This window comes from Streptomyces sp. NPDC003943 (genome assembly GCF_053605265.1).
In genome coordinates, this window is sequence record NZ_JBSGIW010000044.1 from 37,208 (window position 1) to 61,025 (window position 23,818).

A 23,818-nucleotide genomic window follows, 5' to 3' on the forward strand; every position below is an offset into this window, starting at 1 on the left:
CGAAGGCCCGGAGCGGGAGTTCGGAGCGGAGGCTCGGAGCCGGGGCTCAGGCGGAGGCCCGGAGCGCGGGTTCGGGCAGGAGACGGGAAGGAGACCGGCCGGCGTCCGGGTCAGGCGTCGATGCGCGAGCGGTCCAGGGTCGCCGCGGAGCTGGTGATGAACTCCTTGCGCGGGGCCACGTCGTTGCCCATGAGGAGGTCGAAGACCTGCTCGGCCGCCTCCAGGTCGCCGATGTTGATCCGGCGCAGGGTGCGGTGGCGCGGGTCCATGGTGGTCTCGGCCAGCTGGTCGGCGTCCATCTCGCCGAGGCCCTTGTAGCGCTGGATGGCGTCCTTGTAGCGGACCCCCTTGCGCTGGAGCTCCAGCAGGGTCTGGCGCAGCTCGCTGTCCGAGTACGTGTACACGTACTTGTCCTGGCCCTTCTTGGGCTGGATCAGCTCGATGCGGTGCAGCGGCGGCACGGCGGCGAAGACGCGCCCCTGCTCGACCATGGGCCGCATGTAGCGCTGGAACAGGGTCAGCAGCAGCGTGCGGATGTGGGAGCCGTCGACGTCGGCGTCGGTCATCATGATGACCTTCCCGTACCGGGCCGCGTCGATGTCGAAGGTGCGGCCGGAGCCCGCTCCTATGACCTGGATGATCGCTCCGCACTCGGCGTTCTTTAGCATGTCCGAGACGGAGGACTTCTGGACGTTGAGGATCTTGCCGCGGATCGGGAGCAGGGCCTGGAACTCGCTGTTGCGGGCGAGCTTGGCGGTGCCGAGCGCGGAGTCTCCCTCGACGATGAAGAGCTCGCTGCGGTCGACGTCGTCGCTGCGGCAGTCGGCGAGCTTGGCGGGCAGCGAGGAGGACTCCAGGGCGGTCTTCCTGCGCTGGGCCTCCTTGTGCTGGCGGGCCGCGATCCGGGTACGGGCGGCGGCGACGGCCTTCTCCAGGACGGCGCGGGCCTGTGCCTTGGCGTCGCGCTTGGTGGAGGTGAGGAACGCCTTGAGCTCCCGGGCGACCACGGTGGCGACGATCCGGCGGGCCGCGGAGGTGCCGAGCACCTCCTTGGTCTGGCCCTCGAACTGCGGCTCGGCGAGCCGGACGGTGACGACGGCGGTGAGGCCTTCGAGGGCGTCGTCCTTGACGATGTCGTCCTCGGCGACGCGCAGCAGCTTGGCCGCGCGCAGCACCTCGTTGACCGTCTTGGTGATCGCCTGCTCGAAGCCGGAGACGTGGGTGCCGCCCTTGGGCGTGGCGATGATGTTGACGAAGGACCTGACGGTCGTGTCGTAGCCCGTGCCCCAGCGCAGGGCCACGTCGACGCCGAGCTCGCGGGTGACCTCGGTGGGGGTCATGTGGCCGCGGTCGTCGAGGACCGGGACGGTCTCCTTGAAGGTGCCCTGGCCGGTGAGGCGCAGCACGTCGCAGACGGCCTTGTCCTGGGCGAGGAACTCGCAGAACTCGCTGATGCCGCCGTCGAAGCGGAACGTCTCCTCGCTCTTGCCCACGCCGTCGAGGTCACGCTCGTCGCGGACCACGATGGTGAGGCCGGGGACGAGGAAGGCGGTCTGGCGGGCGCGCTGGTGCAGTGTCTCCAGCGAGAGCTTGGCGTCCTTGAGGAAGATCTGGCGGTCCGCCCAGTAGCGCACCCGGGTGCCGGTGCGGGTCTTGGGAACGCGCTTGCCCTTGAGGAGGCCGCCGGCCGGGTCGAAGGGGCTGTCCGGGCCGGCCTCGGTGAAGATGCCGGGGACGCCGCGGCGGAAACTGATCGCGTGGGTCGCGCCGTTGCGGTCCACCTCGACGTCGAGGCGGGCGGAGAGCGCGTTCACCACGGAGGCGCCGACACCGTGCAGACCGCCGGAGGCCGCGTACGAGCCGCCGCCGAACTTGCCGCCGGCGTGCAGCTTGGTCATGACGACCTCGACGCCGGACAGACCGGTCTTGGGCTCGACGTCGACGGGAATGCCGCGGCCGTTGTCCCGGACCTCGACGGAGCCGTCGTCGTGCAGCACGACGTCGATGTGGTCGCAGTAGCCGCCGAGGGCCTCGTCGACGGAGTTGTCGATGATCTCCCAGAGGCAGTGCATCAGACCGCGGCTGTCGGTCGACCCGATGTACATACCGGGGCGCTTGCGGACGGCTTCGAGCCCTTCGAGGACGAGCAGGTGCCGCGCGGTGTAGTTGGAACCGTCACGGTCTGCGGTCAGCAGCGCACTGGACGGCACGGACGTCTCGGCGGTCACGCGGTTCGCTCCTCGCTGAATTTGAAAACTGGCCCCGTGGGGTAAGGCCCGGCGTCGGTCACCGGTCAGAGGGTACCGATGCCTGGTAGAGCCGTTGTCACGCCACCCTCCTGATGACTCATGCTAGTCCAGAGTCGTATGGATGTTCGATCCCTCGATGGGGTGACGCAAACATCACGTTCCCTTCCGGGCATGAACCATTTAGCCTCGGGGCACGTCCTCATGAACAACCGGCAACCCGCCGGGAGGGCACGACCACACACAGCAATGCGAAACCCGTAGAGCAAGCGCAATACGGCTCATTCGCCGCCAACCGGCAGCAGACAGCCACCTTGGGAAAAAGTTTCAAGGAAAAGCCACGAGCGGGAACGTTTTCGGCCTGGTTGGATGTTGACCCTGGTACGACAGCTCGTCGAGCTAGAGAAGAGGCGACGTGACTACTGTTCTGACCCCCGCGACCCCCCTGACGGCCGCTGACCGATGCGACCGCTGCGGCGCCCAGGCATACCTGCGCGTCGTGCTGATCAGCGGTGGTGACTTGCTCTTCTGCGCTCACCACGGGCGCAAGTTCGAGCCGGAACTCAAGAAGATCGCCGCGGATATACAGGATGAGACGGACCGGCTCACCGACGTGCCGGCCAGGACCCAGGGCGACGACCACTGACGCCTCGCATCCCCGACGAGCCACGGGCCGGTTCCTGACGACCGGCCGACGGGCGGCCACCCCCGCTGCACGAGGGGGGTGGCCGCCCGTTCTCACACCGTCACCGGCGACTGACGCCCAGTCACCGGCACCGGCGGTCGGCCGAGGCGCTACGGCACGTCAGAAACGCTTCGGCAGCACCGCGGAGACCCGGGTGTAGACGCCGGGGTTCTCCGCCTGCCCGCAGCCGCTCCCCCACGACACCAGGCCGATCAGCCGCCCCTTCGCCACCAGCGGGCCGCCACTGTCGCCCTGGCAGGCGTCCCTGCCCCCGTCCGGGTCGCCCGCGCACAGCATCGTGGCGCCCCGGTACGCGACCCCCAAGCCGGCCGGGTACGCGCGCTCACAGGACGCGTCGGGCAGGACCTGCACCCGCGCCGAGCGCAGCGACATCGCGTACGTGCCGTTGCCGGTCGTGTCACCCCAGCCGTAGACGTCCGCCGGCGTGCCCGCGGCGAGCGCCGGATCGTCCCGAGCGGCGACCTCGATCACGTACGACGAGGGCAGCGCCTCCTCCAGGGTGACGACACCCAGATCCCCGGAGTTGGTCGCGGGGTCGTAGTCGGGGTTCACCCAGGTGTCGGCGACCCTGATCTCATGGCCGCCCTGGCCACGCAGCGAGCTGCGGCCCGCGATGACCGCGAAGTCGCGGAGCTGCCAGGGCTCGCCGCCCAGCGCGTCCCGCCCCAGGCAGTGGGCCGCGGTGAGCACCTTGGTCGGGGCGACGACCACGCCGCCGCAGAACTGTCCCGCCCGCGTACCCCCGAACCGGTCACGGCTGGACAGCGCCACGACCCACGGCGCCTCAGTGATCTTGATCGGCGTGCCGCCGACCACGACGCTGTCGGCGGACGCGGGAGCCGCGGCGGCGAGCGGCGCCACGGCCGCGGCGACCAGGCCGAGGGCACCGGTCAAAGCTCGGGCGATGGGACGACGCATGGAGCCTCCTGACTCTCCGGTGATGTCGTTTCACCCAGCGTCGTCCAGGTGCGCGCTGCGCGCACGCGCGCACACATGCCGAAGGGCCCGGCCCCCCACGGGGAACCGGGCCCTTCGGCATGTCTCGGATCAGCCGACCCGCTGATCAGTCGATCAGTCGAGGTAGTCGCGCAGCACCTGCGAACGCGACGGGTGACGCAGCTTCGACATCGTCTTCGACTCGATCTGACGGATGCGCTCACGCGTCACGCCGTAGACCTTGCCGATCTCGTCGAGCGTCTTCGGCTGACCGTCGGTGAGACCGAAGCGCATGGAGACGACGCCCGCCTCACGCTCGGAGAGCGTGTCGAGGACGGAGTGCAGCTGCTCCTGCAGCAGCGTGAAGCTGACCGCGTCGGCCGGGACGACGGCCTCGGAGTCCTCGATGAGGTCACCGAACTCGCTGTCGCCGTCCTCGCCCAGCGGGGTGTGCAGCGAGATCGGCTCGCGGCCGTACTTCTGGACCTCGATGACCTTCTCCGGGGTCATGTCGAGCTCCTTGGCCAGCTCCTCCGGGGTGGGCTCGCGGCCCAGGTCCTGGAGCATCTGGCGCTGCACACGGGCGAGCTTGTTGATGACCTCGACCATGTGCACCGGGATACGGATGGTGCGGGCCTGGTCGGCCATGGCGCGGGTGATCGCCTGACGGATCCACCAGGTGGCGTACGTCGAGAACTTGTAGCCCTTGGTGTAGTCGAACTTCTCGACCGCGCGGATCAGACCGAGGTTGCCCTCCTGGATCAGGTCCAGGAAGAGCATGCCGCGGCCGGTGTAGCGCTTGGCCAGCGAGACCACCAGACGGAGGTTGGCCTCCAGGAGGTGGTTCTTGGCCCGGCGGCCGTCCTCGGCGATGATCTCCAGCTCACGCTTGAGCTTCGGGGCGATCTTGTCGGAGTTCGCCAGCTTGTCCTCGGCGAACAGACCGGCCTCGATGCGCTTGGCGAGCTCGACCTCCTGCTCGGCGTTGAGCAGCGGGACCTTGCCGATCTGCTTGAGGTAGTCCTTGACCGGGTCGGCGGTGGCACCGGCGACGGCGACCTGCTGGGCCGGCGCGTCGTCCTCGTCCTCGTCGGACAGGACGAAGCCCTTGCTCTCGCCCTCGGTCTCTTCTTCGTCCTTGCCGGGCGCGACCTCGTCCAGCAGGTCCTCGGCCTCGAGGAGCTCTTCGTCGTCCTTCTTGGCCGTGGTCTTCTTGGCCGCCGTCTTCTTGGCGACGGTCTTCTTGGCCACCGCCTTCTTGGCGACGGTCTTCTTCGCCGCGGCCTTCTTGGCCGGAGAGCCGGCCTCGTCGGCCGGGTCCGCGCTCTCGGCCGCCGAGGCCGCGGTGGCGGCCGCGACGGTCTTCGTCACGGTCGTCGTCCTGGCGGTGACGGTCTTGGTGGCGGTGCGCTTGGCCGGGCTCTTCGCTGCGACGCTCTTGCGGGTGCGCTTCGGCGACTCCGCTGCACTGACCATCAGCGTCACACCCTCTTCCTCGAGGATCTGATTGAGGCTGCGCAGAACATTCTTCCACTGGGTTGGCGGAATCTGGTCAGCCTCGAAGGCCCGACGCACGTCATCGCCGGCGATCTGCCCATCAGCCTTTCCCCGCTCGATGAGCGCCATCACAGATGCGGACTCGGCGATCTCCGGCGGGAGCGTACGGGATGTGCTGGCCGACACGAACAACCTCTCGGAACGATGGAAAACGGCTTCCGGCCCCGCCCTGGATCGGACTGGAGCCGACGACCGTCGACGGGGAATGAGCCGACGGCGCGGGCTGGGCCTGGGAACTGCACAGCGCCGCGAACGGCTGCTGTATTCCTTCCTCGGCTGTCACCTCTTAGGTCATCGCGCGGCTTCGAGGAGCGTTACGCCCAATCCGCGTGGCCCGAGTCACACCTCAATTGTGGCGAATCCGTCAGGAAACATCCGAAAGCGGCATGATCGACCCGCCCTGCACCCCACCGTCGCGCTCCGCCCGGGCATGCCGACGGGCGCGCCTCGGTGCCGCCGGACCCTGACACACCCGGGGACGGGGCTCCGCCCCCGGGCTCCGCTCGGGTCCGGCGGCACGCGATGCGGGCGGCACGGCGCGGTCGGCCACGGCGTGGATCAGTGCTCGCGGGGAGCCGGCACGACGCGCTCCACCTCGGGGTGGACGGTCAGCAGCTGGCGCATGGCCGTCTCGGCGCCGAGGGCGTCGCCGGCGGCGAGGGCGTCGACGATCCGGGCGTGGTGCGACAGGCAGCCCTCGCTGGGGCGGTCACAGCCGGTGGCGGGTGCTCCGGAGACCTGGAGCGCGGCGCCGACGATGCCGGAGAGGTGCTCCAGCATGCGGTTGCCGGCGAGCTGGATGAGCAGCGCGTGGAACTCGGTGTCGGCGCGGGAGAAGGTGATCGCGTCGCCCTGGGCGTACGCGTGACCCATGATCTCGACCATGTCGGCGAGGCGCTGCTGGACGTCCTCGCGGCCGTGTCCCGCGGCGAGCCGGGCGGCGAGCGGCTCGATGATCCACCGCAGCTCGTTCAGCTCGCGCCGCTGGTCGTCGCGCTGCGGGCCGAAGGCGCGCCACTCGATGATGTCGGGGTCGAGCAGGTTCCAGTCGCTGACCGGCCGGACCCGGGTGCCGACGTTGGGCCGGGCGCTGACCAGGCCCTTCGCCTCCAGGACGCGCAGCGATTCGCGGACGACGGTGCGGGAGACCTCGAAGCGCTGGCCGATCTCCTCGGGTACGAGGGGACGGTCGGCGCCGAGGTCGCCGGAGACGATCATCTGGCCGAGCTGCTGGACGAGCTGCCCGTGCAGTCCGCGGCCGCGGCTGCCGGCGGCCCGGCGGCCGACCCGGCCGAGGTCGTCCGCCCCCTCCCAGGAGGGCGGCCCCACGCGCTCGGCCGCGGGGGCCTCCGCGTAGGGGTAGCGGTCGAGATCGCCCGTGGCGCCGAGGCCGGACTCGACGGGGCGGGCGGCGGTCATCATCGTGTGCGCAAGGGTACTCACGCATCCTTTGTCGGCGTGGCTCCCGTGCCCCTTGAGGTCTTTGGTGAAAAGCACACGAAAGGGTGATCGGCACCTGCTACACAATTGACGATCAATGGGACATAGACGGCATTTTTCAAGGCAGTTGCCATCGAAGCGGAATCTTTCGATCCGAATGTGATCACCAACGAGCTCTGCTGCGCAGCCCGGTGAGCACATAGGCACAGAGCAGGACCGTCAACGTCAGGGCCAGCGCCACTCCCACGGGCTGCCCGACCACCCGCACCGCCCCCATCACCCAGCGGTCCGCGGCCGTCGACCACTCCACCCGCGCGAACTCGCGCAGCCGCGCCGGAAGTCCGGCCAGGGAACGGCCGGGCACCCCGGAGAGCAGCTGCCGCAGCGGTGGCGCGAAGACGACCGGTACGGCGAGGACCGCGGCGACTCCGGCGGCCGCGGCCCGGAAGACACCGGCCCCGAGCACTCCGGCCCAGGCACAGCCGATCACCAGGCCGAACCAATTGGCGCACAGGGTGGGCCAATTGTGCGGTACGGGGATCAACTCGCCGCCGTAGACGAGGCGCAGTGCCTCCAGATCGGCCACCACGACGAGCACCGCGAGCACCGCCCCGACGACCGCCGCGACCGCGAGCTTCGCCAAAAGCAGGCCGAGTCGGCGCGGCACGGCGCCGCGTCCGGTGGTGAGCGCCGGATAGCGGTACTCCTCGCCGAACGAGAACGCGCCGAGCAGCCCGGCCCCGAGCGCCGCCGGCGGCAGCGGGGAGAGCCCTGGCCAGCCGGCAAGGACGGCGGGCAGCGGAGTGCGTCCGCTGCGGGCGAGCAGCACGGCGAGCACCACGGAGAGCAGCAGCACGCCGGCGGCCACGAGCGGCGTGGACGGCACACCGAGGAGGCGCCGGACCTCGTAACGCACCGGGCGGAGCGGGGAGCGGTGGGGCGCACGGCGGGAAGTGCGCGGGCGGGGGACGGCGGCCGGGCCCTCGGAGGGAGAAGGCGTGGGAGTCCCCGGGGCGGAGGGCGTCGATTCCTCGGGAGCGGGGCACGTGACGGCCCCGGGGACGGCCGGGCGGATCTCGCCGGTCTGCCCCGTCCAGCCGGTCCCGCGGGTCTGCCCCGTCCGGCCGGTCTCACCGGTCCGTCCGGTCTCGTGGGTCTGCCCCGTCCTGCCGGTCTCACCGGTCTCGTCGGCGAGCCGGTGCAGGAGCACGCCGTTGCGGAAGGCGGCCTCTCCGACGGTGGCGCAGTCGCTGCCGTACACCGAGATCCGGTTGCCGCCCTCCGCCACCACCTCCACCGGGCGGCGGGCGGCGCGGGACTCCTGGGCGAGGACGGCGGCGAGCCGGGCCGCGTGCGGGGTGCGCACGGCGACCCGGGGGCGCAGCCGGGTCCGGGCGAACTCGGTGGCGTCCTGGGCGGCCACGAGCCGGCCCCGGTCGAGGGTGACGACCCGGTCGGCGTTGCGGGCAGCGTCCTTCGGGTCGGTGGTGGTGTAGAGGACGGTGCCGCCCTCGTCGGCGTGGGTGCGCAGGAGTTCGTACAGCCAGGCGCTCTCGCGTACGGAGAGTCCGGCCCCCGGCTCGTCCAGGAGCAGCGCGTGCGGGTCTGCCAACAGGGCGGAGGCGAGGCCCAGTCGGCGGTCCATGCCGACAGGGAGGGTGCCGATCCGCTGGTCGTGCACGCCGATGAGTCCGACGGTCCGGAGCATGTCGTCGGCCCGGAGGCCGGGGACCCCGACGGCGGCGCAGAGCATGCGCAGCTGGCTGCGCACGGTGCGGGAGGGGTGGCCGGGCACGTCGCCGAGCAGCACGCCGACCTCCCGTGCGGGCTGGGCGACGCGGTGCAGCGGGCGGCCCCGGAAGTAGGTGACGCCACGGCCCGGTTCGAGCTGGAGCATCAGTCGCAGGGCGGTGGTCTTGCCGGCGCCGGCCGGCCCGAGGAGGGCGGTGACGGCGCCGGGCGGGGCCTCGAAGGTGAGATCGTCCACGGCGGGCGGAAGGTCCCGGCGGGGGGTGCTGGTGAGTCCGATGGCCTGGAGCATCGCTTCTCTCGCGGGTAGGTGAGACCGCTCCGCGGCAGGGCGGCTATCCCAGCAAGATAACGCCCTATTTCGGACTTTTGGTGCATGGTTGGCGGCTCGGGGTCGCCGGAGAACCGGCTCCGGAGGGTGTCCTGCCGGTCAGGCCACGGCGAGCCCGGCGGGACCGGCGAGGCGCCCTACACCTCCGGGCGCAGCATCGGCGGGTTCAGCAGCGTGGCCCCGCCGGCGCGGAACAGCTGGGCGGGGCGGCCGCCCTGACGGGTCGTGGTGCCGCCCGCCGGCACGAGGAAGCCGGGCGTGCCGGTCACCTTGCGGTGGAAGTTGCGCGGGTCGAGCGCGACGCCCCACACCGCCTCGTAGACCCGGCGCAGCTCGCCGACCGTGAACTCGGGCGGGCAGAAGGCGGTGGCCAGCGAGGAGTACTCGATCTTGGAGCGGGCGCGCTCCACGCCGTCGGACAGGATGCGAGTGTGGTCGAACGCGAGCGGCGACGGCTGCTCGCCCTCGTGCTCCGCCGCGCCGTCCGGGCCGATCAGCTCCTCGACCGGCGCCCAGCGCGCGCTGTTGGCGTCTCCGCCCGCTCGCGGCGCGGGCAGGTCGGGGGCGAGCGCGAGGTGGGCCACGCTCACCACCCGCATCCGCGGATCACGGTCGGGCGCCCCGTACGTCGCCAGCTGCTCCAGGTGCGCCCCGTGTCCGGGTACGGGCGCGGGCGTGCCGGGGTCGTGGACGCAGAGCCCGGTCTCCTCGACCAGCTCGCGCGCGGCGGCGGCGTCGAGGTCCTCGTCGGCCCGGACGAATCCGCCCGGCAGCGCCCAGCTTCCCTGGAACGGGGGCTCGCCCCGTTTCACGACGAGGGCGCACAGGGAGTGGCGCCGCACGGTGAGGACGACCAGATCGACGGTGACAGCGAAGGGCGGAAAGGCCGACGGGTCGTAGGGAGGCATGCGGCGATCATAGTCGTCTCCCTGACGATAAACACTCCCGCGGGGAGGATCGGCCGTCACTTCTTCCCTCCCCCGCCCCCTCCCCACCCCCGGTTCTTCCGTTGTGCCCCGGTCGCGGCCGTGGAAATGCCCGTGGCGGGGTCAGACGCCCAGCTGGAGGCCGGGCGCGGCCTCCTCGACCATGCCGAGGCCGAGGCGGCCGACGCGGGCGGCGAACGGCTCGCCGGCGACCCGGAGTCCGGCGAGCCGGACCTCGCCGAGCGGGGCCGAGCGCAGCGGGTGCAGGGCGACCGTGCGGCCGGGTGCGTCGGGGCGGACGCCGACGAGGGCGGTGAGGAGCTGCACCCCGGCCGCGGCGGCCACGGCCGCGGGCCGGCAGGCCGCCGGGTGCGGCGCCGGTGCGGCCCCGGGCGTCCGCCGCTCGCCGGCGAACATCTCGGGCAGCCGGTGGTCGAAGGCGTCCGCCGCGTCGAGGATCCCGCGCAGCAGAGCGGTCGCCTCGCGCTCGTGTCCCGCCGCGGCGAGACCGGCGACCGCGACGGCGGTCTCGTGCGGCCGGACCGTCCCCGAGCGGTGGCCGAACGGGTTGTAGCCGGGCTCCTTCTCGCCGAGGCCGCGCAGCCCCCAGCCCGAGTCGAGGACCGGGGCCACGAGCAGCCGGGCGAGTCGCTCGGTCTGCGCCTTGTCGAGCAGCCCGGGCGCCGCGCTGCCGGCGCCGGTGAGCCCGGTGTCGAGCAGGTGCGCGGCCCAGCCGCCGAGGTGGGGCAGCGGGCGGCCGTCGGCCGCGCGGGCGAGCGCTGGCCGGCCGCCGGACGGATCGTCGAGCCAGAACCGGTCGCGGAACCGAGCGCGAAGTGCCCGTGCCCACTCCCGCCACTCGTCCCCGCCGGGCCGCCCGCCGGCGTCGAGCAGATCGGCGCCGAGCAGGGCCGCGCGGTGCGCGTGGGCCTGGGTCTCGGCGCGGGCCGGCCCGGCGGGCCACGGGTCCGGCACGAAGCCGCTGCCGTCCAGTGCCCCGCGCAGCCAGTCGAGGCAGCGCTCGGCGACCGGGAGCAGCTCCGCGAGGTCGGGCTCGGGCAGTCCCCAGCGGCGGGCCTCGGCGAGCACGACGGGGAAGGCGAGGGTGGCTTCGACGCCGGTGCAGCGGGGCGGCAGATGGGGGCCCGCGTCCCGGAGCGGCCCGGGGATGCGCCCGGTTTCGGGTCCCGGGCCGCGCAGTTGGATGCGGGCGAGGGCGCGCAGGGTGGTGACGGCGAGCCGGGTGCCGAGGGGCAGGACCATTCGGGCGGCCCAGAGGGCCTCGGCGGTGACGGGCCCGCAGCGCCAGGGCACTCCGGCGGCGAGATGGACGTCGGCGGGGTGCGCGGGGTCGCGCTGGAGCAGTGCGCGCAGGTCGGCGACGGAGGTCCGCAGCAGCGGCCCGAGCCTTGGGTCGTCTCCTTCGGCGACGGCGTCGGCGAGGACGTGTCCGCCGGGTCGGCCGCCGCCGGAGCCCTGGCCGGGGCCGAGGGGGCGGCCGGTCCGCTCGGCCCGGATCCGGAGGGTGAGGACGAAATTGCCTCCGGGGGCCAGTTCGGCCTCCCAGCGGAGCAGTCCGGCGGCGGCGAGGGATTCGCGGGGCGGCGGGTCGGCCGAGACGGCGACGGCGGTGCCGTCGCCGGCCGCCCAGCGGAGCCCTGTGCCGTGGACGCTCGCGGCGAGGTCGGGCCCGGGCCGCCCGGCCGCCACCGCGCCCAGGTCCGCGAGATCCGTGCCCAGAGCGAGCTCCACGGGAAGCCGCAGCGGGCGGGCGGCGGAGCTGCGCAGGGTGATCCTCTCGGTGCCGTCGGCCTCGCGGGTGCGTTCGACGACGAGTCCGGGGTCGGGCCCGGTGTCGCCGGGCGTGCGCAGGACAGCCAGGAAGTCGGCGCGGTCGGCCGTCGTCGTCCGGCCGCGGAGCGGGACGGGTTCGCGACCCGCGATCCGCAGGACGCAGCGGGCGAGGAGCCGGCGCCCGGCGAGGAACACCCCGTCGAGGCCGGTTCCGGTGAGCTGGCCGTGCCGGGGGCTGACGGCGAGGGCGGGCAGGGCGACGCCGACGAGCGTGTCGTGCGCGGCGGGGAGGTCCACGGGGCGGCTCGCCCCGTGGCCCGGTCCCTGGGGCGGGGCTCCGGTGCGGGACGGAGGTCCGGCGGAGGGTCCGGGGGCCTGGGCGGGGCTGGGGGCCATGACGCGTGTACGGCGCTCTCTGTGCGGTCCGGGCTGATCGGCCGGACCCGGCGGCGACCGGGCTCGGGGCCGCGCGGGCGGTCCCGGCGGTCCGCGGGTCCGGCCGTGGGGCGGCGCCACCGCTCCCGCGGTACCGCCACAGAGGTGAACGCCGCCGCGGGCCGACGGGTCACGGCCCTCATTCGCCGGCCCTCGCATCGCGCCGTCCGGTCCGTCGCACGACCGTGCCTCCGGGCCGCGCGGGCGGCGTCTGGGCGTGCGGGGCCCGCGGGCCGGTTGCCGTCGTCCGCAGCCCGGCCTGCCGTGGGGCCCGCCGCGCGACCGTACGGGCCCGCCGCCGGGACCGGGTCGTGCCGGGCGCGGAGTCGGGCACGGGGTCGGGGTCAGCCGGGTCGCTTCGGTCCTCCTCGTCCTCCGGCCGCTGTCCGGCGGCGAGGCGGGCGGCCCGCTCCTTGCGCAGGCACTCGCGGAGCGACTCGGGATCCAGGCCCTCGTTGCACGCCTGGTGGAGCAGCCGGGCGAAGAGGTAGTGGGGATCGGTCTCCAGGGCGAGGCCGAGGGCGACCCGGGCGGAGGGTTCGTCGCCGGTGGACCAGGCGACCCAGCCGGCCAGGGTCAGGGGGGCCGCCGCGTACTCCTGGTACGGGGCGACGCAGCGACGGGCCAGGGCGCGCCAGAGCCGCAGGGCCGGGGCGGCCTCGGGGCCTTCCATCCATTCGGCGGCCTGGTCGCGGGTCTCGCGGTCCTGCAGTCCGAGGATGAGCGTGGCGGCCTCGTCGGCGCTGAGCAGCACGTCGTCCCTGTCGTCGGCCGCGGCCGTGGCGGGTGGGAGGGCGCTCCGGTGGGTGGCGGCGCCGCCTGCCGGGCCGGTCGGCTTCGGTGGCGGGGCGGAGTACCGCTCGATGAGCCTGCGGATGAGGCCGATGGTGGTGTCGCGGGTCTCCTGCCGGGCGAGGGTGCCTACGGATCCGTCGAGGATCCTGGGCACGATGACGGTGGCCGCGTCGTTCAGCGCGGCGCGCTGGGCCGCGTCGCTCTCGGTGCCCCGGGGCTTGAGCCGGGCTTCCATCTGCTTGAGCGTGCCGCGCACCTGGATACCCGCGTAGGCGGCGGACGCGGCCATCACCGACGTACCGGAGAGGGCGAGCGGGGTGCCGTCGGGCGAGCAGCAGCCGGCGTCGGGGCAGACGTACGAGAAGTAGAGGCCGTCGGAGATGCAGAGGGCTTCGAGGACGGGGATGTCGAGCGCGCCGCAGGCGGTGCGCAGGCGCTGGGCGAAGGGGCGCAGCCGCTCCTTGACCTGGCGGCCGGTCTCGCCGGGCCTGGGGTCCTGGCAGAGGAAGACGACGATGGCGTCGGGCCGGTCGCCGCGTCGGTTGCAGCCTTCGACGAGGCATTCGGCCAGGTGGTCGGCGATGGCGGGCCATTCGTGCGGTGAGCCCGGGATGCCGACACGGACCCGGCCGCCGAAGCGGCCGCGCTCGCCGTGCAGCGCGACGAGGACGACGGAGTCGCTCGGGTGGAAGCCGAGCATGAAGGGCAGGGCGTCGGCCAGCTCGGCGGGCCCGCGCAGGGTGATCTGCTGGGTCGCGGACGGTCCGTGGGATTCGTGGTGGTTCGTGTTCATGGTCACGACGGTCCCGCGAGCACCGCCGATCGCGAAACCCCTGTGGATAACTCCCCGGGCCGGGGTCGCCGTGGTTATCCACAGGCGCGGCGGCTCGTTCGCGCATTGTCGGACCGATCAGGTTGCATGGGGGCATGACCCACGCAGATCGCACCGAGGACCGTGCCGCTCTTCGCGCCGCCGCCGACGCCGTGCTCGCCCGTCTCGTCTCTGATCCGACGGGCACGGCGAGACTCCGCGAGGACCAGTGGCGCGCCATCGAGGCGCTGGTGGCGGACAGACGCCGGGCCCTGGTCGTGCAGCGGACCGGCTGGGGCAAGTCGGCGGTGTACTTCGTGGCGACCTCGCTGCTGCGCGAGCGCGGCGCGGGTCCGACCGTGATCGTCTCGCCGCTGCTCGCGCTGATGCGCAACCAGGTGGAGGCGGCCGCGCGGGCGGGTATCCGCGCGCGCACGATCAACTCGTCGAACACCGAGGAGTGGGACACCGTCCAGCAGGAGGTGGCGGCGGGCGAGGTCGACGTGCTCCTCGTCTCGCCGGAGCGCCTCAACAACCCCGACTTCCGCGATCAGGTGCTGCCCCGGCTCGCGGCCGCGACGGGTCTTCTGGTGGTCGACGAGGCGCACTGCATCTCGGACTGGGGGCATGACTTCCGGCCCGACTACCGGCGGCTGCGGACGATGCTCGCGGAGCTGCCGGGCGGGGTTCCGGTGCTCGCCACGACGGCGACGGCCAATGCCCGGGTGACCGCGGACGTCGCCGAGCAGCTGGGTACGGGCGGGGACACGGACGCGCTGGTGCTGCGCGGGCCGCTGGACCGGGAGAGCCTGAGCCTCGGGGTGGTGCGGCTGCCGGACGCGGCGCACCGGCTGGCCTGGCTGGCCGACCATCTCGACGAGCTGCCCGGGTCCGGGATCATCTACACGCTGACGGTCGCCGCGGCCGAGGAGGTGACGGCCCATCTGCGCCAGTGCGGGCACACGGTCGCCTCGTACACGGGCCGGACGGAGAACGCCGACCGGCAGCAGGCCGAGGAGGACCTGCTCGGGAACCGGGTGAAGGCGCTGGTGGCGACCTCGGCGCTCGGCATGGGCTTCGACAAGCCGGACCTGGGCTTCGTCGTGCACCTCGGTTCGCCTTCCTCCCCCATCGCCTACTACCAGCAGGTGGGCCGCGCCGGGCGCGGGGTGGAGCACGCGGAGGTGCTGCTGCTGCCGGGCAAGGAGGACGAGGCGATCTGGAAGTACTTCGCCTCGGTGGCCTTCCCGCCGGAGGAGCAGGTGCGCCGCACCCTGGACGTGCTGGCGGCGGCCGGCCGGCCGCTGTCGCTGCCCGCTCTGGAGCCGCTGGTAGAGCTGCGCCGGACCCGGCTGGAGACGATGCTGAAGGTGCTCGACGTGGACGGGGCCGTGAAGCGGGTCAAGGGCGGCTGGGAGAGCACGGGCCGGCCGTGGGTGTACGACACGGAGCGGTACGCGTGGGTGGCCCGGCAGCGGGACGCCGAGCAGCAGGCCATGCGTGAGTACGCGACGACGGGCGGCTGCCGGATGGAGTTCCTGCGCCGTCAGCTGGACGACGAGGCGGCCGCGCCGTGCGGCCGCTGCGACAACTGCGCGGGCGTCAGGTTCGACGCCAAGGTCTCCGACGCGGCGCTGGACTCGGCCCGGGGCGAGCTGGGACGGGCGGGCGTGGAGGTGGAGCCGCGCAAGATGTGGCCGACCGGACTGGCCGCTGTGGGCGTGGATCTGAAGGGGCGTATCCCGGCGGGCGAGCAGTCGTACCCGGGCCGCGCGCTCGGCCGGCTTTCGGACATCGGCTGGGGCAACCGGTTGCGGCCGCTGCTCGCCGACACCGCGCCGGACACCGAGGTTCCGGACGACGTGGTGCAGGCGGTGGTGCGGGTGCTCGCCGACTGGGCGAAGGGGCCGGGGGGTTGGGCCTCGGGCGGTGCGGACGCCCTGCCCCGGCCGGCCGGTGTGGTGACGGTCGCCTCGCACCGCAAGCCGCGACTCGTGGGCTCGCTGGGCCGGCGCATCGCCGAGATCGGGCGGATGCCGCTCCTCGGCTCGGTGGAGTACGCGCCGGAGGCGGAGGAGCTGCGGATCTCCCGTACGAACAGCGCGCAGCGGGTGGTCGGGCTGCAGCGCGCCCTGGTCGTCCCGGACGATCTGACGGGCCGTCTGGCCGCCGCGGGCGGCCCGGTGCTGCTCGTCGACGATCTCTCCGACAGCGGCTGGACGTTGGCGGTGGCCGCGAGACTGCTGCGGCGGGCGGGAGCGGAGGGGGTGTTTCCGCTGGTGCTTGCCGTCCAGGCGTGAAATGCGGCGTGAATAATGGGTAACTGGGCAGGGATATGAGAGTCATACTGGTTCATTCCAGTCAGCGGCCTCAATTGCTCGTTGCCGCCCGCGCACGCGCCAGGAAGAATTGGGAGTCCACCCCGCACGGCTCGTACGCGGTCCTCCTGGACCGTGCCGTTGTGCACCCTCGTCCCACCCTGCCCGCGGAGCGGGCGCGTATCCGAAGGGAGGATCGTGACCCTCGGATTCGCTCCGTCCTCGACCGTACCGGCCGCCCCGTTGTCCGGGTCGGCCAGCCGCCTCGCCCGGATACTCGAACCGGCCGAGTGGGCGGCCGCGGGGATCCCGCTGCTGCGCAGTCCGCGTGAGGTCGTCAGCGGCCTGCATTCCCGTCACATGCCCACGCCGTCGACGGCGGTCGTGGCCGTGCTCGACCATGAGGAACGGCTCGCCGCCAGCGCCTCGTTCACCCGCCGCCCCGCGGCCGCGGACGGCTGGGAGTTCCGCAACGCGCTCCTCGCGCACCTGCGCCGGGTCATCCCGCACGATCTGCGGCGTCGCGCCCCGGTGCGCACGGCGGTGCTGCTCTACTGCCGCGACGGCGACGAGCGCTGGACGGAGGAGGACGGGGCCTGGATGTGGGGGCTGCGGGACGCCTGCACGCTCCATGGGCTGCGCTGCGGTGCGTACATCACGCTGACGCGTGGCGGCTGGCAGGTGCTCGGCGACGGCCGCGGCGGACGCCGGCCCGGCTCCGACTCGCCCCCGGCGCCCCTGGGCGAGGACTCCGCCCTCGACCAGCTGGTGCCGCGCATCGCGAGCGGCGCTCCGGAGCCACTGCGCCGCGCCGCCGCCCGCTGAGCGAGCGGCCCCGGCCCTGGCTCCTGCCCGGCCGCGGCGGCATCGTGCGCCACGCCCGGTGGCGTACCGCCGCCCTGACCTGCGTATACCGCCGGGGCGCACGGCCCCGGATGTCCGCCCGGCCGCCCGAGGGCGGCCGGGGTAGGGACGGTGGAGGTCAGACGCCGGTGCCGAGGGCGGCGCTGACGCGCTGCGGGTCGCCGCAGACGATCAGCAGGGCGGACGCCCGCTGCATCGCCTCGGGCAGCCGGCGCGCGATGTCCTCGTCGGAGCCGCCGTTGACGGCGACGACCACCACAGGCCGGGCGGCGGCCCGGGCCACGGCGGCCGCGTCCGCGAAGAACACGTCCTCGCGGGCGTCCTGCTGCGCCCAGTAGGCGGCCTCACCGAAGGACAGCTCGTGCGCCGCCCACGGGTGCTGCTCGCCAGTGGTGAGCACCAGCACGTCGCCGGGGGCGCGGCCGGAGTCGAGGAGCAGGTCCACGGCCTCCTCGGCGGCGTCGACGGCACCGTCGGCGGGAGCCGGGATCAGCTGGATCTGCGGTCCGGACACCTGGTCGGAACGATTCTCCGCGTGGGTGGACGGGCGCGGCGCCGACGGCGCGGGCCGAGCCGGACCGGGGCCGGGACGCCCGGGTCGCGGCGAGGCCGCGGAACGCGGGCCGGGTACGGGTCGAGGGGTCGGCACGGGGCGGCCGGCGGCCGCGGTCGCGCGGGGACCCTGGGCACTCTCGTGAATCTGAGGCTCCTCGGGGATGAGAGGCATGGGTTGATGTCTATCAAACGCCGTCGCGCGAGGCTCCGGCGGGTGGGCGCACAGGCACGCCCCGGCCGCTGGACGGCGCCTGCGGAAGTCTCCCTCACGGGTTGCCCCATGGGTCGTCCGCCGCAGGATCCGGGCCCAGAGGCCGGAAGTTCAGGGTTGGGCCGTGGTCGGCCGCACGTCAGAAGTCGAAGCCGAGTTGGCCCCCGCTCTCCAGCGCGGCCGCCTCGGCGGAGAGGCGCACCTTCTTGAGGTGGCACCAACGGGGCATGGCGTCGAGGTACGACCAGGAGAGCCGGTGGTACGGGGTGGGCCCCAGCTCCTCCAGCGCCGCCTTGTGGACCGGCGAAGGGTAGCCCGCGTTGGCCGCGAAGGCGTAGGCGGCGTACTCCTCCGCCTCGGCCTCCAGCTCGGCCATCATCGTGTCGCGCCGGACCTTGGCGAGCACGGAGGCGGCGGCGACGGCGATGCAGGACTGGTCGCCCTTGATCACCGTACGGACCTGCCAGGGGCTGCCCAGGTAGTCGTGTTTGCCGTCCAGGATCACGGCGTCGGGGCGGACCGGCAGGCCCTCCAGGGCGCGGACGGCGGCCAGCCGGAGCGCGGCGGTCATGCCGAGCTCGTCGATCTCCTCGGGCGAGGCGTCTCCGAGCGCGTACGCCGTGACCCACCCCTCGAGTTCCACGGCGAGCGCGGTGCGGCGCTTCGGGGTGAGCAGCTTGGAGTCGGTGAGCCCGGCGGGCGGGCGGCGCAGGCCGGTGACGGCGGCGCACACCGTGACGGGACCGGCCCAGGCCCCTCGCCCGACCTCGTCGACCCCGGCGACGATCTTGGCGCCGGTGGTGGCCCGGATCGATCGTTCGACGCTGTGGGTGGGTGGTTCGTACGGCATGGCGCCTAAAGATTACGCCGATGGATACCGCCCTGGGTACCCGGTTTCCCCTCGGCCGCCCACGCCCGGCCGAAACCGGCCCCGCACCGCCGCCGAAACCCGCCCCAGCCCCGTCCCAGTCCCGCCCCAGGCCCCGTCCGGACCGCCGCCAGCAGGACGGGCAGGACGCACAGGGCGGGCAGGACGCACAGGGCGGGCAGGACAGGCAGGACTACGGGCAGGCGGGACATCCGCTAGGACCGCAGCAGCGGCATCACGACCAGGTCGATCAGCCCGACGAGCTCGCTCTCCGTCCATTCGCTGCCGCACACCTTGGAGCGGTACATCATCATCGCCGGGACCACGTCGTAGACCATCTCGTCGGCCGCGTCCGCGCGCACCTCGCCGCGCGCGATGCCGCGCTCCACCACCTCGCGCAGCAGCCGCTGCGAGGGCTCGACGACCCGGTCGACGATCAGCCCGTGGAAGCGCTCGGCGGCGGCCACGTTGTCGCACTCGTGAAGCACGGCGCGCAGCGCGATGCCGGGCTTCGAGTACATCGCGGCCCGCACTCTCCGGCACAGCCGGAGGAGGTCCTCGCGGACGCTGCCGTGGTCCGGCGCCTCGCCGAACGGCGGGAGTCCGGTCCTGAGCGCGTCGGCGACGAGTTCCTCCTTGGAGGACCACCGCCGGTACACCGCGGCCTTGCCGGTCTGGGCACCGGCCGCGACGCCCTCCATGGTCAGCGCGTTCCAGCCGACGGTGCCGAGCTGGTCCAGGGCCGCGTCGAGAATGGCGCGTTCCAGCACGGGACCGCGCCGGCGGGGCGCCGGGCCGCCGGCCGGCTGAGCGGCGGTCGTCCCGGAGGACCCGGAGGACCCGGAGGTCCCGGAGGTCCCGGAGTGCGAACTGGCCATGAGCACCTCTCTCTTGATTCTCCGTCGAGACGAATCGGTTCTCTTCACGACAGCGCACAGTGAACGCTTGCGTTCCCTATCGGGATCTCACTACCGTGGAAAACAGTGAACGGGCGCGTTCACTACATTCTTCCGTGGGGGACACATCGTGCCAACGACTCCACACACCGCCCGCCGTCCGAACCGGCCCGGAATCGCCCTCGCCGTCATCGCCGCCTGCCAGTTGATGGTCATCCTGGACGCGACGATCGTGAACATCGCGCTGCCGCACATCCAGGACGCCCTCTCCTTCTCCACCACCGGCCTGTCGTGGGTGCTCAGCGCCTACACCCTCACCTTCGGCGGTCTGCTGCTGCTCGGCGGCCGGGCCGGCGACATCCTGGGCCGCCGACGGGTGTTCATGACCGGCATACTCGTCTTCACTCTCGCCTCGCTGCTCGGCGGTTCGGCGCAGGAAGCGTGGCAGCTCCTCGCCGCCCGTGCGCTCCAGGGCGTCGGCGGCGCGATCGCCTCGCCGACCGCGCTCGCGCTGATCACCACGACGTTCCCCGAAGGCCCGCAGCGGAACCGGGCGTTCGGCGTCTTCGCGGCCGTCTCGGCCGGCGGCGGCGCGATCGGCATGCTGGCCGGCGGCATGCTCACCGAGTGGCTCGACTGGCGCTGGGTGCTGTTCGTGAACGTCCCGATCGGCCTGGCCATCGCCTCGCTGACACCGTTCTTCATCAACGAGTCGGAGCGGCACCCGGGCCGCTTCGACCTGGCCGGCGCGCTCACCTCCACCCTCGGCATGTCCGCGCTCGTCTACGCCTTCATCCGCGCCTCCGAGGAGAGCTGGACGGATGCGCTCGCCCTCGGAGCGTTCATCGCGGCCGTGCTGCTGCTCGCCGCCTTCGGCGTCGTCGAGTCGCGGGCGCGCGAACCCATCACACCGCTGCGGATGTTCGCCGACCGCAACCGCTCGGGCACCTATGTGTTCATGCTCAGCCTGGCGGCCGCCATGCTCGGCATGTTCTTCTTCATCGTCCTGTTCGTGCAGAACGTGCTCGGCTTCAGCCCGATCCGGGCCGGCCTCGCCTTCCTGCCGGTCACCGTAGCCATCGGCGTCGCGTCCGGGATCGCCCAGCGGCTCCTGCCCCTGTTCGGGCCCAGGCCGTTCATGCTGGCGGGCGCGTCGCTCACCGGCGCCGGTCTGTTCTGGCTGACGCTCATCGCCCCGGACAGCTCCTACCTCGGCGGAGTCCTCGGGCCGATGGTCACCTTCGGCCTCGGCATGGGCCTCAACTTCGTGACCGTCACGCTGACCGCCGTCTCCGGCGTCGCCCCGCACGAGGCCGGCGCGGCCTCCGGACTGCTCAACGCCACCCAGCAGGTGGGCGGTTCGCTCGGCCTGTCGATCCTGGTCACGGTCTACGGCACGGCCAGCCAGGACGAGGGGACGCGGCAGATGCCGGACTTCCTCGCCCAGGCGACCCCGGAGCAGAAGGCCGCGTTCGCCAAGGAGAAGCAGCTGCCCGCGCCGTGGTCGCACGACGTGCTGACGGCCGGCATCACCAGCGCGTTCACCGCCGCCGTCGTCATGGCGCTTGTCGCCCTCGCCACGGCCGCGGCCGTGATCCGGGTGCGCAGGAGCGACCTGGCGGCCCTCAGCGGCACGGCGGAGGCAGCGGGACCGGCCGTCTGAGCCGATGGGCGTGCACTCCTCCCGTACGGGAACGGCGCACGCCCACCGACGACACGTACGGCCGGTACGAGTACGAGGACGAGCACGGCCGGTACGAGCACGAGCACGGCCGGGTACGGGTACGGGTACGAGCACAGCCGGGTACGGGTGCGGGTACGCGTACGACCGGATACGGGTACGGGTACGGGTGCGGGTACGCCTACGGTCAGGGCGCGTACGGGTCGTACTCGTCCTCCCGCGAGGGTTCGTCGCACGGCTCGCCACTGCGGCCCGAGCCCCGTGCGGCCAGGATGTCCCGGGCCCGGGCCTCGGCCAGGCTGGCGGTGTACCAGGTGTCGTCGTCCTCGCTCAGCCGCTCCTCGATGTGCCACAGCGCGCAGGAACGCAGGTCGTCGGGGAGCCGGTCGAGGGCGGGCACCGCGTCGGCCGAGAGACCGGAGAGATAGTCGACGTCGATCTTGTGGAGCCGTACGTAGCGGTCGACGTTCTGCTGGGCGATGAGGGCGTCCGGCTGGATCAGGCCGAAGACGAGGACGAATCCGGCGGCGCTGGCGGCGAGGGCGCGGGGCAGCAGTCGTGCGCCCCAGATCCCGGCGGCCATGATCAGCACGATGGCGACGCCCAGCCAGATCTCCATCGTGACGACGGAGATCCGCAGCCGGGTGAGCCCGTACGCGTCCACGTACAGGTCCATCCTGCGCAGCGCCGAGGCGACCACGACCAGGGTCAGCACACACAGGGTGCCGAGCACGGCGCGGACGAGCCGCTGGTCGCGGGCGCCGCCGCGGGGCGCCCAGCGCAGGGCCAGGCCGATCACGACGAGGGTGAGGAGGGTGGCCATGAGGAGCTGCCAGAAGCCCTGGCGGGCGTACTCGGCGTAGCTGAGGCCGGTCTCGCGCAGCACCTTGTCGTAGCCGCCGAAGAGCACGGTGAGCTGAATGGTGTTGAAGGCGGCGAAGAGCAGGTTGAGCACGACGAGCGGCAGCGCCCACTCCATCCGGCCGCGGGCCTTGCCCGCGCCGAAGGTCAGCCGGTCCCAGCGCAGCGGGGCCGCGGCGGTACGGGCGATGGCTGCGGCCCCGAAGAGGCCGAGCAGGAAGCAGAGCACCCGCCAGGGCGACTGGGCGAGCGAGACGTCCGGTATGAGCGAGCCGAGCAGGTCGGAGAACGCGGCGTCCGCGCCGGCGAACAGCGCGCCGAAGACGACGAGCAGGCCGATCGCGATCAGAACGGTACGCAGAACGGGCCACCAGCGGCCCTGCGAGGCGTCCGCGCGCTCGCGCACCCCGCGTCCGGCCCACACCACACCGGTGACCATGGAGTCGAACAGCCCGAGCGGCGCGAACAGCATGCTCGGCCAGCCCCGACCGCCGTGCAGGGCGAAGCCGGTGAGCCCCAGGCTCGCGACGACCGCGAGGAAGGTCGGCCAGCCCGCGTCGCTCACGACGGGCACGGTCAGCAGGGCCGCGCCGCCGACGGCCCAGACCACGGTCCACGGCCGCAGGCGACGGCCCGCGGCGCGGGCGGCGAGGGCCCCGGCGACGGTCGCGGGCACGGCTATGAGCAGCAGGTTCGCCCCCGCGCCCGAACCCAGTAGCAGCGAGGCGAGCAGGGCCGTGGCCACGATCGCACCGAGCGTCGCCGCGGTCGGCCGCGCCGGCTCGGGCGGCCGCAGCTTGCTCGGCTCGGGTTTCCTCGGCGCCGCCCACGCCTGGCGCGGCGGATAGGCCCCCGCCCAGGGCGGCGGCGGTGGTGCGAAGACCGGCGCGGCGTGCGCGACCGATGCCGCCGGGGCGCCCGGTGCCGCCGGTGCGGCCGCGGTGGCCGGTGCGGCCGCGGTGGCCGGCGCAAGCGGGGTGGCCTGCGCGGTCGGCGCGCCCAGCCCGGCCTGTGCGGCCGGGGTGGCCGATGCGGCGTGCGCGCCAGTTGCGACTGACGCGGCCTGCCCAGCCGGCGCAACCGGTGCAACCGGTGCGGCGGACGCGGCCGATGCTGCTGGGGCGCCCGGGACGGCCTCCCCGGCCGGTGCCGTCGGCGCGGCCCGCGCGCCCGGGGCTGCCTGGTCGGCCGGCGCGGCCGGCCGGGCAGGTGTGTCGTTCTGTGACGGCGGTCCGTCCTGGGGCTGTTCGGTGGACGGTGTGTCGGTCACGGGACCCCCTCCCGACCCGGGCGCGCCCGGCCCTCACGGCTCCGGCGGCGGTCCCGGGTGTCTCGTCGACACGCTGATGCCATGATCAGCGCTGCGGAATGGCCGACTCTAGTTGTGCTTCGCCGCGCTGAACCGTCCCGTCCGCGGCTGTGGCAGGACCGTGACACACCACGCCGACTACGAGCGGGCTTCCTTGGGCACCCAGCCGGGCAGTTCCTCGGTCTGGTCGAGCCAGGCGGCCGGCGGCGTGCCGGACGGGCTCGCGGCGACGACGCCGCCGGCGATGGCGCAGGTGGTGTCGACGTCGCCGCCGACCTCCGCCGTGGTCCAGAACATCCGCTCGAAGTCGCCGAGCGCCCGGGCCGCCGACCAGAGCGCGAACGGCACGGTGTCGTGCGCGCTGGTGCGCCGGCCGCTGCCGAGGACGGCCGCGACCGTCGCCGCGTCGCCGTCCCCTCGCTCACCGAGGACCTGCGGCCCAGCTCCACCCAGCTGCTGTGGATCGTGGACGCCTACCCGCTGATCTGCACGTCGCTCCTCCGCGCTCGGCTCGCCCAGGACCGACAGC

General features: G+C 73.4%; 17 protein-coding genes. 4 read left to right on the forward strand and 13 right to left on the reverse strand.

The genetic code is table 11. The annotated features are described in order from the left end of the window. Window positions 1-110 precede the first annotated feature (110 nt). Window positions 111-2,228 carry a DNA gyrase/topoisomerase IV subunit B gene (locus ACWEV0_RS19495; protein ID WP_453150555.1) on the reverse strand — a complete coding sequence of 706 codons (2,118 nt, stop codon included), beginning with the start codon at window positions 2,226-2,228 and terminating at the stop codon, window positions 111-113. Window positions 2,229-2,661: 433 nt separating this feature from the next. On the opposite strand from ACWEV0_RS19495, the gene ACWEV0_RS19500 reads away from it, so the two are divergent. Next, window positions 2,662-2,892 (forward strand): DUF7455 domain-containing protein, encoded by a 231-nt coding sequence (locus ACWEV0_RS19500; RefSeq protein WP_403798827.1) that lies wholly within the window; start codon window positions 2,662-2,664, stop codon window positions 2,890-2,892. A gap of 159 nt (window positions 2,893-3,051) precedes the next feature. Here the strand turns inward: ACWEV0_RS19500 and ACWEV0_RS19505 are convergent, their stop codons facing one another. From ACWEV0_RS19505 to ACWEV0_RS19535, 7 genes are all read right to left on the reverse strand, one after another. Beyond that, window positions 3,052-3,870 carry a serine protease gene (locus tag ACWEV0_RS19505; RefSeq protein WP_453150556.1) on the reverse strand — a complete coding sequence of 273 codons (819 nt, stop codon included), beginning with the start codon at window positions 3,868-3,870 and terminating at the stop codon, window positions 3,052-3,054. A 153-nt stretch (window positions 3,871-4,023) separates the two neighbouring features. Continuing rightward, window positions 4,024-5,571, reverse strand: coding sequence for an RNA polymerase sigma factor (locus tag ACWEV0_RS19510; RefSeq protein ID WP_453150557.1), 1,548 nt, complete (start codon window positions 5,569-5,571; stop codon window positions 4,024-4,026). A gap of 432 nt (window positions 5,572-6,003) precedes the next feature. Continuing rightward, on the reverse strand, window positions 6,004-6,888 hold the full coding sequence (locus tag ACWEV0_RS19515) for a FadR/GntR family transcriptional regulator (RefSeq protein WP_453150558.1): 885 nt from the start codon (window positions 6,886-6,888) through the stop codon (window positions 6,004-6,006). Between the two features lie 160 nt (window positions 6,889-7,048). Next, window positions 7,049-8,926 carry an ABC transporter ATP-binding protein gene (locus tag ACWEV0_RS19520; protein WP_453150560.1) on the reverse strand — a complete coding sequence of 626 codons (1,878 nt, stop codon included), beginning with the start codon at window positions 8,924-8,926 and terminating at the stop codon, window positions 7,049-7,051. A gap of 176 nt (window positions 8,927-9,102) precedes the next feature. Next, on the reverse strand, window positions 9,103-9,873 hold the full coding sequence (locus ACWEV0_RS19525; RefSeq protein ID WP_451607097.1) for an NUDIX hydrolase: 771 nt from the start codon (window positions 9,871-9,873) through the stop codon (window positions 9,103-9,105). A gap of 141 nt (window positions 9,874-10,014) precedes the next feature. After that, the gene (locus tag ACWEV0_RS19530; protein WP_453150561.1) at window positions 10,015-12,081 is read right to left on the reverse strand and encodes a glycogen debranching N-terminal domain-containing protein; all 2,067 of its coding nucleotides are present in this window, start codon (window positions 12,079-12,081) and stop codon (window positions 10,015-10,017) included. A gap of 178 nt (window positions 12,082-12,259) precedes the next feature. Further along, the gene (locus ACWEV0_RS19535; protein WP_453150562.1) at window positions 12,260-13,708 is read right to left on the reverse strand and encodes a DUF4192 domain-containing protein; all 1,449 of its coding nucleotides are present in this window, start codon (window positions 13,706-13,708) and stop codon (window positions 12,260-12,262) included. Window positions 13,709-13,842: 134 nt separating this feature from the next. On the opposite strand from ACWEV0_RS19535, the gene ACWEV0_RS19540 reads away from it, so the two are divergent. Both ACWEV0_RS19540 and ACWEV0_RS19545 read left to right on the forward strand, forming a co-directional pair. After that, complete coding sequence (locus tag ACWEV0_RS19540) at window positions 13,843-16,026, forward strand: RecQ family ATP-dependent DNA helicase (RefSeq protein WP_453150563.1); 2,184 nt, start codon at window positions 13,843-13,845, stop codon at window positions 16,024-16,026. A 216-nt stretch (window positions 16,027-16,242) separates the two neighbouring features. Beyond that, window positions 16,243-16,869 (forward strand): hypothetical protein, encoded by a 627-nt coding sequence (locus ACWEV0_RS19545; RefSeq protein ID WP_453150564.1) that lies wholly within the window; start codon window positions 16,243-16,245, stop codon window positions 16,867-16,869. Window positions 16,870-17,026: 157 nt separating this feature from the next. On the opposite strand, the gene ACWEV0_RS19550 is transcribed toward ACWEV0_RS19545, so the two are convergent. The 3 genes from ACWEV0_RS19550 to ACWEV0_RS19560 form a co-directional block, all read right to left on the reverse strand. Next, entirely contained in the window at window positions 17,027-17,635 is a 609-nt protein-coding gene (locus ACWEV0_RS19550; protein ID WP_453150565.1) for a hypothetical protein, read from the reverse strand. 178 nt (window positions 17,636-17,813) lie between these two features. Then, the gene (locus ACWEV0_RS19555; protein ID WP_453150566.1) at window positions 17,814-18,524 is read right to left on the reverse strand and encodes a ribonuclease HII; all 711 of its coding nucleotides are present in this window, start codon (window positions 18,522-18,524) and stop codon (window positions 17,814-17,816) included. A 233-nt stretch (window positions 18,525-18,757) separates the two neighbouring features. Then, entirely contained in the window at window positions 18,758-19,420 is a 663-nt protein-coding gene (locus tag ACWEV0_RS19560) for a TetR/AcrR family transcriptional regulator (RefSeq protein WP_453150567.1), read from the reverse strand. A gap of 148 nt (window positions 19,421-19,568) precedes the next feature. Here ACWEV0_RS19560 and ACWEV0_RS19565 point away from each other — a divergent pair, with 148 nt between their 5' ends. Further along, window positions 19,569-21,101, forward strand: a complete 1,533-nt coding sequence (locus ACWEV0_RS19565; RefSeq protein ID WP_453150568.1) for an MFS transporter — start codon at window positions 19,569-19,571, stop codon at window positions 21,099-21,101. A gap of 205 nt (window positions 21,102-21,306) precedes the next feature. On the opposite strand, the gene ACWEV0_RS19570 is transcribed toward ACWEV0_RS19565, so the two are convergent. Together ACWEV0_RS19570 and ACWEV0_RS19575 are read right to left on the reverse strand one after the other, a co-directional pair. Continuing rightward, window positions 21,307-22,725, reverse strand: a complete 1,419-nt coding sequence (locus ACWEV0_RS19570; protein WP_453150569.1) for a DUF4153 domain-containing protein — start codon at window positions 22,723-22,725, stop codon at window positions 21,307-21,309. Between the two features lie 702 nt (window positions 22,726-23,427). After that, on the reverse strand, window positions 23,428-23,818 hold a 391-nt coding region (locus ACWEV0_RS19575; protein ID WP_453150570.1), incomplete at its 5' end, for an ADP-ribosylglycohydrolase family protein.